Genomic DNA, 12,605 nt, shown 5'->3' on the forward strand with positions numbered 1-12,605 from the left:
CATGACCGCTCCAATCAAGATGGAGTCGCCTCTTGGCGCCCGCATGTTCATCGGCGGGCGCGAGGTCGACTATTATTGCGGCACGTCCTACTTCTGCCTGCACGGCCATTCCGAGGTGATCGAGGCGGCCTGCGAAGCGACGAGGCGTTACGGCATGGGGCCCGGGACACTCGCCCATATGCAGGTCTATGCCGATTTGCAGGAGCGGTTGCGCGACTGGTTCGGTGCGGAGGAGGTCGTCTACATGATCTCCGGCTACACGAGCCCCATGGTGTTGCTGCAGGGGCTGCGCGACGAATTCGATGTCATCCTCATGGATTCTGCTACGCATTACAGCACCCGTGATGCGATCCCGACGCTCGGCAAGCGTGTTCATGAATTTCGGCATGCCGATCCGGAGGATCTTGCTGCGCAACTGTCGCTGCATGTGAAGGCGGGCGAGCGGCCGGCGGTGCTGACCGACGGGGTCTTTCCGTCGTCCGGGCGGTTGGCGCCGCTTGGGGACTACAGGCAGGCCATGGCCCGCTACGATGGGGCGCTGCTCTGCATCGACGATTCCCACGGCGTCGGCGTCCTTGGTGAGACCGGCCGCGGATCGCTGCAGCACGCGGGGCTCGAAGGCGAGGGCAACTATCTCGCGGGCACGATGAGCAAGGCGTTTGGCGCGCTGGGCGGCATCGTTCCCGGTAGTTCGGAACTGGCCGCCAAGATCGCGGGCAATGCCATGATCATGCGTGGTGCCTCGCCGGCGCCACCGGGTCTTGCAGCCGCTGCCGCCGCATCGTTGCGCGTTCTGCAGGCGACACCGGAAAAGCGCGCCAATCTCGTTCAAAACGTCAAGCATTTGCGCAACGGATTGCGAAGGCTGGGGTTCGACGTTGCCAACACGCCGGTGCCGATCGTCACCATCAAGGGCGTCACCGACCTCGAGCAGCTGCGCGATCGTCTCGCCGAGCGCGACATCATCGTCAGGGTGCAGCAGCCTGGTGGTTATTCCGACGCGTCAGATGTCGCGACCATGCGGCTTGCGGTGTTTTCCGAGCACACGACCGATCAGATCGATCGGCTCCTGCAGTCGATGGGCGAACTTCTCTAGACCTGCGTGTGGTGATGCCACCGACGTTGGCGTCGGCGAGAACGCCGCGCTACCGACCGTAAACACGCCTGAGCTCGAGGAACTAAGGATAACCTATTGAAATATCAGGGGCTGTAAGTTTTTTGCATGAAGTTTTGCCCATATTGAATTGGAATGTGGCGGCGAACACGGATGTTCCGTTAAGCGACATGCAAATCGCCGATCGCCAGTCAGGCGCGCCTCGTCTCAAGGCGGGGCGTCGCGCTCATCACCCGTGCTGCCGTAACGAACCGAGTGATTATGGGAGGCGTCGTCGTTCATTCGAATTCGATGACAAAGCTATGGGCGGCATCGGACGATGCCATGTCGGTCCAGGTCTCAACCCGCAGCGCCTTCATGTCGTGCCTGCCCTCCGCGTCAGCGAAATACATGCCATAGTCATCAGCTGGTTTGTCTTCGTTCGGTGTGTAAGACTTCCACAGTGTAAAACTCAGCGTTTCACCGGTAACCCATCGCCAGCCGCCCTTTGGCTCGCGGCCGCTTTCGTCTTGGAACAGGCCGATCCAAGGCCCGTGCTTGTGCGAGTATCCATCGTTGAAATTGGAGAAAAAGAAGCGGTCGTCCTTGCTGAAAAGCGAGACGACAAAATCGTTCTCCTCCTTCGAACCGATGGTGGCGAGATGTCCGCCGCAGCGCTTGGCGGCCGTATCTGCCGAATTCCACGTCACCCATTGCGCCTGCATCACCAGGTACATATGGCCCCTGAACGAGCCGTAGACCCTCTCCTGCCACGGATCGCAGTTAATGGCCTTCCAGACGCGCTGATCAGTTTCGAGGCCAACAAAATCATTTGGAAGGTATCGCCGCGCCATGGGCGAGGAGTACAGGCCGTCCGTGGCCCCTTTGATCACCTTGATCCCGAGCGCCTTTGCCGTCGTTTCGTTAAAGTAGCCTGTGTCCGCAATGCTGGCGGACTTCTGGTAGTCGGCTATCGCCTTGCGGGTTTGCGCGCCGAAGACACCATCTGCGTTTCCTGTACCGAAGCCTTTGGCGGCAAGAGCGACCTGGATCTCGCTTCTCTTCGCCTTGTCGAAGACGAGTTCGTTCTCGACTTGCTCCATCAAGGACAATGAGGACGTGGTCGTGTCGGCCTGCATCACCGACAACATCTGGCGAGCGACATCGGCCTTTTCCCCGCTGCGATACTTTGCGAGAAAGAACGTCCAGATGCGAGGGGTGTTGATCCGCAGCGCCTTCTGAAAATCTGCCTCGGCCGCTATAGTTTTCGGATCTGTCACCGGGGCCGCAAGGAGTGCCTGCTCTGATTGTTGCAAGGGAGGCCCGAAATAGAATTCAAGGGACAGTGATGACAAGATCTGCGGCGATTGCTTGCCCTCCGTCGCCTCCCTCACGTCCCGAATGACCCGCTTGAACGCTGTGCCGATCTCGAGACCCGGGCTCGCTAAGTGGCTGACGAGCGCCTCAGTGAATGGCGAATTCTCGCCGCGTCCGTCAGATGCGACTTGCCCAGGTGCGGCTGCGAAGGCGACCATTGTGCCGGCACTTTCCGTCTCAATCGGCGCCAGTCCACGCGTCGCAAGGCTTCGGGTTGCACCTTCGATTTCTTCGTTGAGCCGGTTGGCGAGCGGATTGTTGCGGCAGGCGTCCAGAAAGATGAGCGCAATCTTTGCCTTCGTCTCGATCGTGCGCACCACATCGGCAAGCGCGAGCGTCTCGGCATGAACGTCGAACTCGTTGGCAAGCCTGGCGTTGGTAGCGACCAGGTAGTTTTCACCACGAAGCTGCATGCCGTGGCCGGCATAGTAAAAAAGCGCTACGTCATTGGCAGCAATCCTGCGCGAAAAGCGCGAAACCGCTTCGGCCAACTGGTTGCGGTTGGCGTCTATCACGATGTCGGCATCAAATCCTTGGGTGGAAAGGAACGCTCCGAACGCTCGCGCGTCGCGAGACGCGTTTGGAAGCGAACCGGCGGCTTCGTATGTCGAGTTTCCAATGACCAGCGCCAGGCGTCGACCGCTTTCGGCTGCAAATGCATCAGTGGACGCGATCAGAGTTACCGCGAGCAAGGATAGCCATGGAAACCACATTCGCATCTTACTCGCCTCTCGCTGAGACCGTCACAGAATTGAACGTTTGATATCGCTTGAATATTCCCCGCGACCGGCGGAATGGGTATTCGCTTCAATTGGCCGCTACTCGACACTGCATATTAGCAATTGATGTTGTTTGGGCAAGCACCTGCATGGCGGACGTGCCGGTGGTCAAAGGTTCAACTCACAACCTTCAGTCCGATGACCCCTGAAAGGATGAGGCCGATGCAGAGCAATCTTGCCAACCCGACCGGATCACCGAAAGCAATCATTCCAACGATCGCAGTCCCTGCAGCTCCAATGCCTGTCCAAACTGCGTAGCCTGTCCCCACCGGCAGTGAACGCAGAGAGAGCGACAACAGCACTACGCTGGAAATGCCGCTCGCGATGGTCACAAGTGCTGGCAGGGTTCGAGTGAAGCCATCGGAAGATTTCATGGCGACCGCGAAGACGATCTCGAGAGCGCCTGCGAGCACGAGCATGCTCCATGCCATATTGATGTCCTTTGGAACGGGCCACATGGCGGCACGGGCGCTGACGAAAGGGGAGGCCTTCTCAACGCCCGCAGGGTCGTGTGTTAAGCGACTTTGGTCGCAGCCAAGGGCATGGAGCGGAACGACACGCCAAGTCGATTGAAGGCATTCATCAAGCCGATCGCGTAGGTGAGATCGGCAAGTTCTTTGTCGGTGAATGCGCTGGCCGCGGCCGCATATTCAGCATCAGGAACACCTGTTTCGCAAATGCGAGTAACGGTCTCCGCCCAGGCGAGGGCTGCCCGCTCACGGTTTGTGAAAAGCGTTCCTGTTTCTCGCCATACCGCCACCAGCACGAGCTTCTCGACTTCGACGCCTTCCTTGATCAGGTCGCGCGTGTGCATATCGATGCAAAAGGCGCAGCCATTGATTTGAGACACACGGAGATTCACGAGATCGACAAGACCCTTCGGCAAACTGCCCTTCTGCAGTGTCATGTAGACACCGCCGAACGCTTTATAACCCTCCGGTGAAACCTCTGCATACTTGATACGATTGCTCATAACGAACGGTCCTTCCATTTCTTGGTGAAACGAAAGGTCGCGCTTGTTGGCCCAGACTAGAAGGTCCAAGAATGGTGTTCCGACCTAGACCATAAGTCAGGCATCCAAGAGCTTGGCGATCCGGATGCCAAGTGCTTCCGCCATCGACTGCGACGTCACATTGGTAAAGTTGACAAGAACGGCTGACATCCGATTTCCCTCGAACGTCCAGTCCGACAGCGCTTCCGCATAGAGTCCATCAACCCGCATTCGTGAAACGAGCTCGTGGTCGGGTACATCCGGTACACGCAGGATCACGTGCATGCCTCCGGGTTGCGGATCGATCCGCACCGCTTTGTCGCCGAGTGCACGCTCTAGCCCGGCTACAGTCGCCTCCCGGCGCTCCGAATACAGCCGCCGCATGCGCTGAATGTGTCGCGCGAAATGGCCCTCCTTCATGAAGCCCGAAACAATGGCTTGAGTGAACCAGGGGCTTCCGCCGGAAAGGTCTCCTGCGACGCGTTCGAATGTTTCGACCTGGGCTTCCGGCACCACGAGGTAGGAGAGCCTAATCGCCGGGAACAGAACCTTGCTGAAAGTTCCTGTGTATACGACGCGCCCATCCGTATCGAGGCTCTTTAAAGCAGGAAGCGGACGACTGACATAACGGTACTCGCCGTCATAGTCGTCCTCGACAATCCAAGCCTTGGTTTCCGATGCCCAGTTCAGCAGTGCCAAGCGCCGTGGCAGCGAAAGCGACATCGAGAGCGGGCTCTGGTGTGCGGGGGTGACGACTGCCGCACGCGCCCGTGGAGCAGCGTTGATACCATCTTGAACTATGATCCCGTCCCCATCGACGGCGACCGGAACCGGAGTGATTTTCATGTGCTCGAGGATTCTTCTGGTGGGAGGATAACCAGGGCTCTCAAGCCATACGCTGTCCCCGGCGTTCAAAAGAGAGTGGGACACAAGCTCGATCGAATGCCTGTACCCGCTGGTGACGAAGACCTGCTCGGGAGAGCAATCGATCCCACGCGAAACCTGCAGGTACGCGGCAAGTTGGGTGCGCAGGGTGGAAAGGCCACGCACATCTGGATGGACCATGTCTTCTGGCTGCATAGCGCGAGCTAGGCGTGCGCCCAATCTCGCCCATATCTTTCGGGGAAAGGCATCCAAGGCTGGAAGCCCCATTTGAAAAGGCAGAACGGTGTCAGGTCGATAGGTTATTGGAGCGAGAAGCGGGTCAAAGCTTCGAGCTGAAGGTGGCCTGGTCCGTTGTGGCTTGATATCCGGGGAAACGATGGTCCCTGCCTGGCCCCGAGACAGAATATATCCCTCAGCCGCCAACAATGAGTAGGCCGATTCCACCGTGCCCCTTGCCAGTCCCAGCTCCTTCGCCAGGGCGCGCGCAGCGGGTATCCGATCCCCGGGCTTGAGGACGCCCTCCGAGAACGCATTGAGAAACCGGTCGTATATTTGCCAATAATAAGGTTTGTCGGCGTTCGGATCGGGCGGCGAGGTATAGCTTTTCCGAATACCGGCCATCTCCATATCCCCGTCAACGTTGTTTACGCGACTTTACTATGGCCCACACACTAACGCCATTCTTGGACCTGTGTAATGAGCCACGTCCGCTGTAAGCCACGGCCACAACCTGCGTCAAACCGTTGGCGTGGCCAACTCAGGGACGAGCGATGAAGACGATTTTACATGTGAGCTGCAGCCCGCGAGGCAAGGCGGCCGAGAGCCATCGGCTCTCTCAGGAAATCATAAGGGCCTTGCAGGCACGCTTGCCCGGCTCAAGCGTGATCGAACGTGTCATCGGCGATGGCTCTCTACCGCATATCGACAACGATTACGCGCTCTCTCAGTCATCTCTCCAGGACGTCTCCCGGGAGGGAACCATGGCGGTGTCGGAGGTGCTGGTCCGAGAGCTTGAAGGCGCGGATTACCTCGTCATTGGCACGCCGATGCACAACCTTACTGTTCCCGCCTCGCTGAAGGCATGGCTCGATCATGTCGTTCGGGCTCGCAGAACCTTCACAATCGGCGCTGGAGGGAAGGTCGGCATGCTCTGCAATCGTCCTGTATACGTGGCCGTGGCCTCCGGAGGCCGGTTCTCTGGGGAACAGGCCCGCCAACCCGACTTCCTCACTCCCTATCTGACGACGATCCTTGGCACCATCGGCCTACACGATCTGACCTACTTCTCCGTCCAGGGAACAGGGGCCAGCCCGCAGTGCGTCGCGACGACGAGGACGCAAGCGTCAGTTGAGATCAAGGAGCACTTTGCTTCACTCCTAGAAAAGAGTTCGGAGAAGCGCCTGAACCAGCCATCGTACGCCACCGTGACCGAGCTTATCCGGGAAGTTTAACCAGGAGGACTACCGTGGCCAGTCAAATGATGGCAGCAGGATCTATCGAGGAGTTTGCAGGCGATCGTCGCTTGGCGGAGCAGCTAGCCTTCATTCTTGAAGTCGAAAAGCTCAAGACTGTCTTGCGCAGAACTCCCTTGCTGGATCGCTCGCGCGTTGAGAACGACGCTGAACACACGTGGCAAGTGGCGCTGATGGCAATGGTGCTTTCCGAGCATTCCGACCGGACCATCGATCTGCCGCGCGTTATCAAGATGCTGCTCATCCACGATATAGTAGAGATTGACGCCGGCGATACCTTTGCCTTCGACAAGGTTGGTGGAACAAGTCAGATCGAACGGGAAACCAGAGCTGCCAAACGAATCTTCGAGTTGTTGCCCCAAGATCAGGCGGTGGAGTTTCGGTCGCTCTGGGATGAATTCGAGGCGAAGACCTCGCCTGAATCCCTGTTTGCCAATGCCGTCGATCGCTTGCAGCCAATGCTGCACAGCTACTTTACAGGCGGTGAAAACTGGCAGTCAGCCAGTATCACATCGTTCGATGTGGAGCGCCGGATGCAACCCGTTGCGGCCGCTTCAGGGGCGTTGGGCCACCTCGTTTCAAGGCTCGTGAATTCTGCCGTCGAAATGGGAATCCTCACGCGTTGCAGCGACAGTAAGATCGCATCGGGGGTACATCCATCGGGCTTGGAGCGGAGGCAGACATGTTGAAATCGAACACCGCTATGAAACCCGGCATCGAACCGACGGTCTACGTAATCGATGACGCAGCGAGCGTGCGGGATGCCCTTCTTGAGCTTTTTACAGTGACTAAAATAAGGGCGGCGGCCTTTGCGAGCGGAACGGAGTTCTTTGAAACCGTTGATGCAGATTGTGCCGGTTGCGTCTTAGTGGATCTTCAAATGCCTGGTGAGTCTGGTCTCGATGTGCAACGCCGATTGGCTTCTCTTGGCAATAAAATGCCCGTGATCTTCATTTCAGGGAGCGTAGATGTCCCGTCCAGTGTGGCGGCGCTCAAGGCAGGCGCCATCGATTTCATCACGAAGCCGTTTGCAATTCAGGATCTGCTCGACGCAGTTGACCGTGCAATGCAATTGGACGACGAGCGTCGCCAGGCAGATGGGTGGCATGATCAGGTTCGAACGCTGGCCACCCCTTCCCACGCGGCGCGCGCGACAAGAAAAACTGCGGCTAGCTAGCGGTTCCCCGGGGCTGGCAGCGTGAAGGCGACCGTGGCTCCACCACCCGGGTTGTTCTCCACCCAGAGACGTCCTCCATGGGCTTCGACGATTGAATGACAAATCGGAAGTCCCATCCCCATGCCGTTGCTCTTCGTGGTGAAGAAGGGTTCGAACACAAGATCGGGATGTGCAAAGCCAGTTCCTGCATCCTCTACGGCAATACAGATTGAATTGCCTGGATCGCTGCTGGATCTGATCTTTAAGGTACGCAATGGGCCGGTGCTGTCCATTGCTTGGATCCCATTCCGGATAAGGTTTACGAGAACCTGCTGGACCTGTATTCGATCCAGCGGAACCGCGGGAAGGTGAATTTCCAGTTTCAAATCGAGCCGGGTCGTGTTTGCTAAGATTTCGTCTGACATGAGATCCACGACCTCGTGCACCAGGCGGTTTACGTCTTCCATCGTCCGCGTTTGCGGTTGGTTCCTGAACAACGCGCGAATGCGGCCGACTATATTTAAAGCGGCGAGCGCATCTTGCGCTACCCGTTCGGCTGCCTGCTTGCCACGTTCGATGTTTGGAGGATCGGCCGAAAGCCACCGCGCGCACACATCGGAACCCGTGACTACCGCGGTAAGCGGTTGGTTGATCTCGTGAGCGATAGAAGCCGCGAGCTGGGACAGGTTTGCTGTTCGAGCGGCGTGCGCAAGCTGTTCAGCAGAACGGCGCAAGGCTGCTGCCGCTTGGACGTGGTCCTCTATGTCTTGGCAGAGGCCGAACCACTGTACGATGTTTCCGTCCTTGTCCCGTATTGGTTCCACTCGTCCCAACATCCAACGAAACGTGCCATCTGCCCGCAGAAGTCTGTAGCTCATTGAAAAACTGTCACCTGTGGCCAGGCAACGGCCGAGTGCGCTGCGAACAGGCTCGGCGTCATCGGCATGAAAAACCGTGTCCATCACGGCTTCAACATCTCCGGCATTGGACAGGTCGAGGCCCAGGAAGTCTGCCATGTGCTTGTTGATCATCGTCGTCGTGCCCTCGGGTGCCAGCAGCCAAACGTGGCTCGGAACTATGTCGACCAAGAGAGACAACTCAATTGAGCGGGCTCGCAAATCCACCGCGTCCTGTTTTTCCTCCTCGATGTCGATCGTTTGGCCGTGCCAGGCGATGATATGCCCAGAGACGTCCCTTAGTGGTCGTCCGGACACGCGAAACCAACGGTATTCGTCATCTATGCCGCAAAGGCGGTGCGCGGTCTCGAGTGGTTGGCCAGTGTCAATACTTGTCTGCCAAGTTTCGGCAACAGGGCGCTGGTCGTCCTTGTGCACACGTTCCAGCCAGTCCACTAGATCTCTTGGGAGGCCAGCTCCAAAAAAGGCTTCCATGCTGCGATTGCGATAGGTGAAACGACCGGACGGGTCCGTCGACCACACATGGCCGGGAATGGTCGCCAGCAGATCAAGCTCCCCGGCATCCCGCACCTCTCGGGAGGGGCCATTCTCGTTCGTCAGCGCTTCATTGTTGGACATTCCGTCCCCCAATTTAGGAACAGTAGCCGCCCGGCAGACGGCGCTCGCACAGCAGCGTGTTGATCGGAACGATCCACTATACCCGATGGGCGCGGGTCATCAATCGCGAGGAGAGGGACACGAACAGTGACCACTCGCCTGGTGTCTGCTCCTGGCTCAGTCACGCCGTGCAGCCCTGTTGCTGCGGCGTGCTTTCGGGCGGAGGCTAATTCGGTCTCTAAGGCCGGCATCGGGCGCAAACCTGCCGTCTCCGGGCCAGCCTTATGACTGAATTCTTGGGGGTTCAGAGGCGAAGATTTGCGTTTTAGATAGGGCGCTTGGCTAGACCCGCTCAAGGATAAGAGGGATCATCCCTCCGGCCTCAAGTACCTGGAGCTCTTGTTCGGTTTCTATAGCCGCCCTGCACGTCAGGCTCTGTGAACTTGTCGCGCGTTCGATGATGACGGACGTCGAGCATCGCGGGAACAAGCTGCTCGCTTCTATCTTGAACGTGTCCTTGGCCGTCAAATTTAACGATCGTGGATGCACTCCCTCGGGGAGAAGGACCGGTAACACGCCCATATTGATCAAGTTGGATCTGTGAATTCGCTCGAAACTGTTCGCAAGGATTGCGCGCACACCCAAGAGTCCAACGCCCTTCGCCGCCCAATCTCGGGAGGAACCGGCGCCGTACCGTTCACCGGCGACAATGACAACGGCTCGATTCTCCTTCTGATATCTCTGGGCGATTTCCCAAAGAGGGCCAATGTCCCCGCTCGTGCCATGGATTGTCGTTGAGGCCGGTGTTTGCCCGAGAAGCAGGTTCGCGGCGGTGCGATTGTCAAACAATCCCCTGACCATCGCCCGCCAGTTGCCGCGCCGTGCGGCGTATACATTGAGGTCGTTGCATGGGGCGCCTGCCTCGACCAGGTGCTGACCGGCATAACCGGTTGGGTCAATCTGGCCTGCGGGCGATATGTGGTCGGTCGTCATATCGTCGCCAAGCACAATCAGAGGCGAGGCTCGGTACGTCCCGAGACGGCTCGGCATCTTCTGCGCGGCGAAGGGGGGGCGGCGGACATAAGTCGATCGCTCATCCCAAGGAAAGCGGACTGTTTCAGGCGCGGCCAAGGCTTTCCAGGCTTCGCTGCGCTCGGCGTCGGCAAAGGCTTCGGCGAAATCCGCCGGATTGGCGGCTGCTCGCCATGTTGCGGAGATTTCCTCCTCCGTCGGCCACAGGTCCTTGAGGAACACAGGCCAGCCGTTCGGCGCCATTCCAAGCGGGTGTCGGGAAATATCTTCAGGGATGTAGCCGCAAAGCGCGAATGCGATGACCAGTGGAGGGGAGGCCAGGAAGCCGAATTGAAGTGCCGGATGGACGCGACCTGGAAAATTGCGATTGCCGGAAAGGACGGCCGCAGCAACGGTGCCCTCTTTCAACGCCTGATCCATGTCGGGATGTAACGGGCCGGAATTGCCAATACATGTCGTACAGCCATATCCGACGATGCCAAATCCGATGGCTTCCAGATCCGCGAGTAGGCCGGCGCGCCGCAGAAGGCGCTCGGCTGCCGGCGACCCCGGTGCAAGCGAGGTCTTGACCCAGCGCGGGGGCTTCAGCCCGTACCGGTGGGCTTTCCGAGCGAACAGTCCGGCGGCGATCAGCAGCTTTGGGTCAGAGGTGTTGGTGCAGCTTGTAATCGCCGCGATGGCCACGGCCGCATCGGGAATGCCGTCGCTCATGCCTGTGAGGGGACGACCGCACGCTTCTTTGAGCGCGGCTCGGGCTTCGTGGATGGGATGCCGATCTTGTGGGCGCCGAGGCCCGGCAACGATCGGCACAAGTTCGGAGAGATCAAGCTCCACGACCCGCGTGTAACGCGGATGTGCGTCAGGATCAAACCAGAGACCCTGCGCCTTTGCCAGCGCTTCGACGAGTTCGCACTGGTCTTCGGTCCGTCCCGTCTCGCGAAGGTAACGAATGGTCTGCTCATCGATCGGGAAGTATCCGCTTGAGGCGCCATATTCCGGTGCCATGTTGGCGACGACGGCGCGATCGCCGCACGACAGCCCCGACACACCGTCTCCGAAAAACTCGACGAACTCCCCGGATACCTTGTGCCGTCGCAGAAGATGGGTGATCTCCAGGGCGAGATCGGTCGACAGGACACCAGGCTTGAGCGCGCCTCTCAGCCTCACGCCGACGACATCCGGCAGCCGCAACATGACCGGCATGCCAAAAAAGACGCTTTCGGCTTCAAGCCCGCCGACGCCCCAGGCGAGAACCCCGATGCCATTGATCATCGGCGTGTGGCTGTCGGTTCCGATCAAGGTGTCGGGTCTCGCCCAACGTGCGCCGTTTCGGTCTTCGACCGCAATCACGGTTGCGAGTTGCTCCAGGTTCACGGTGTGCATGATGCCCGTTCCGGGAGGATGGACCCGCACGCCGGGCAGGGCACCGGTCGCCCATTTCATCAGCCGGTACCGCTCCGCGTTGCGCTCGAGTTCCCGTTCCATGTTGTATTCGCGCGCGTCGGGTCTGCCGTACCAATCGACCGCCACGCTGTGGTCGACCGAGACGTCGACCGGGAGAACCGGTGAGAGCAGGGATGGGTCGCCGCCGGCTTCGGCGACGGCATCGCGCATGGCGGCAATGTCGACCAAGGCGGGAACGCAGGTCGTGTCGTGCATCAGCACGCGGCCGGGGTGGAACGGTATTTCGACCTCGCTATGGCCGTCCTTCAGCCAATCGGTGAATGCGTCTTTGACAGCGGCCGTCTCCAAGGAACCGCTTCGAATGACATTCTCCAGGAAGATCCGCATCAGCCAAGGGAGTTGCGCGAGGCTTGGCCCGAAGGCCTCGTGGAGGTCAACCGCCTTCACTCGGCCGAAACTGGTCCGGATGCTCAACTCCGTCATGGGGTATCCTCAAAATTGGATGCTGATGAAGATATTCTTCCGCCTCGAGTTCCGTTCATAGTGTCTTGCCCCTCATCCTCACAATCTGATTGGCTAGATCGACCTGACTGGTCGTCTGCAAGAAGTGCTTGTCACTCGATGAGAAGAAGTTGGATAGCGCCCAGGGCGCGCGGCACTCGCCGAGGGTGGACGCCTTCACTCCATCGGCTCAGATGCTCTTGCGCGTGACGAAGCGCGTTTCGAGATAGGCCTCGATCGCCTCCGAACCACCTTCGGTTCCGTAGCCGGAATCCTTGATGCCGCCGAAGGGCACCTCCGGCAGCGCCAGGCCCAGGTGGTTGATCGAGATCATGCCGCTTTCGACTTCGCTTGAAAGGCGGTGCGCGCTTCTTTCCGATCCGGTGAAGGCATAGGCTGCA

The 12,605-nt window shown here is 59.0% G+C and carries 11 protein-coding genes; 4 read left to right on the forward strand and 7 right to left on the reverse strand.

All coding sequences use genetic code 11. The features are described 5' to 3' along the window. Position 1 precedes the first annotated feature (1 nt). On the forward strand, positions 2 to 1,096 hold the full coding sequence (locus VGO12_RS14645) for a pyridoxal phosphate-dependent aminotransferase family protein (RefSeq protein ID WP_327513478.1): 1,095 nt from the start codon (positions 2 to 4) through the stop codon (positions 1,094 to 1,096). Positions 1,097 to 1,392: 296 nt separating this feature from the next. On the opposite strand, the gene VGO12_RS14650 is transcribed toward VGO12_RS14645, so the two are convergent. The 4 genes from VGO12_RS14650 to VGO12_RS14665 all read right to left on the reverse strand — a co-directional run bounded on the left by VGO12_RS14650 (position 1,393) and on the right by VGO12_RS14665 (position 5,746). Beyond that, a complete protein-coding gene (locus VGO12_RS14650; protein ID WP_327513479.1) occupies positions 1,393 to 3,189 on the reverse strand; it encodes a caspase family protein in 1,797 nt (598 codons plus the stop codon). Positions 3,190 to 3,365: 176 nt separating this feature from the next. Continuing rightward, positions 3,366 to 3,680, reverse strand: a complete 315-nt coding sequence (locus tag VGO12_RS14655) for a multidrug efflux SMR transporter (protein ID WP_327513480.1) — start codon at positions 3,678 to 3,680, stop codon at positions 3,366 to 3,368. An 83-nt stretch (positions 3,681 to 3,763) separates the two neighbouring features. Further along, positions 3,764 to 4,222 carry a carboxymuconolactone decarboxylase family protein gene (locus VGO12_RS14660; protein WP_327513481.1) on the reverse strand — a complete coding sequence of 153 codons (459 nt, stop codon included), beginning with the start codon at positions 4,220 to 4,222 and terminating at the stop codon, positions 3,764 to 3,766. 96 nt (positions 4,223 to 4,318) lie between these two features. Further along, complete coding sequence (locus VGO12_RS14665) at positions 4,319 to 5,746, reverse strand: PLP-dependent aminotransferase family protein (protein WP_327513482.1); 1,428 nt, start codon at positions 5,744 to 5,746, stop codon at positions 4,319 to 4,321. 149 nt (positions 5,747 to 5,895) lie between these two features. On the opposite strand from VGO12_RS14665, the gene VGO12_RS14670 reads away from it, so the two are divergent. Genes VGO12_RS14670 through VGO12_RS14680 form a run of 3 tightly spaced genes read left to right on the forward strand, consistent with a single transcriptional unit; the run spans position 5,896 to position 7,774 of the window. After that, positions 5,896 to 6,576, forward strand: coding sequence for an FMN-dependent NADH-azoreductase (locus VGO12_RS14670; protein WP_327513483.1), 681 nt, complete (start codon positions 5,896 to 5,898; stop codon positions 6,574 to 6,576). Between the two features lie 14 nt (positions 6,577 to 6,590). Further along, complete coding sequence (locus VGO12_RS14675; RefSeq protein ID WP_327513484.1) at positions 6,591 to 7,286, forward strand: HD domain-containing protein; 696 nt, start codon at positions 6,591 to 6,593, stop codon at positions 7,284 to 7,286. Then, positions 7,280 to 7,774 carry a response regulator transcription factor gene (locus VGO12_RS14680; protein WP_327513485.1) on the forward strand — a complete coding sequence of 165 codons (495 nt, stop codon included), beginning with the start codon at positions 7,280 to 7,282 and terminating at the stop codon, positions 7,772 to 7,774. The genes VGO12_RS14675 and VGO12_RS14680 overlap by 7 nt, the downstream gene beginning before the upstream one ends. On the opposite strand, the gene VGO12_RS14685 is transcribed toward VGO12_RS14680, so the two are convergent. From VGO12_RS14685 to VGO12_RS14695, 3 genes are all read right to left on the reverse strand, one after another. Continuing rightward, the gene (locus VGO12_RS14685; RefSeq protein ID WP_327513486.1) at positions 7,771 to 9,288 is read right to left on the reverse strand and encodes a PAS domain-containing sensor histidine kinase; all 1,518 of its coding nucleotides are present in this window, start codon (positions 9,286 to 9,288) and stop codon (positions 7,771 to 7,773) included. The genes VGO12_RS14680 and VGO12_RS14685 overlap by 4 nt on opposite strands. Before the next feature lie 321 nt (positions 9,289 to 9,609). Beyond that, positions 9,610 to 12,186 carry an aconitate hydratase AcnA gene (gene acnA / locus VGO12_RS14690; RefSeq protein ID WP_327513487.1) on the reverse strand — a complete coding sequence of 859 codons (2,577 nt, stop codon included), beginning with the start codon at positions 12,184 to 12,186 and terminating at the stop codon, positions 9,610 to 9,612. 208 nt (positions 12,187 to 12,394) lie between these two features. After that, positions 12,395 to 12,605, reverse strand: a 211-nt coding sequence (locus VGO12_RS14695) for an aldehyde dehydrogenase family protein (protein WP_327511708.1), incomplete at its 5' end; no start/stop codon positions are given.

Source organism: Ensifer sp., assembly GCF_035999135.1.
GTDB lineage: Bacteria > Pseudomonadota > Alphaproteobacteria > Rhizobiales > Rhizobiaceae > Ensifer.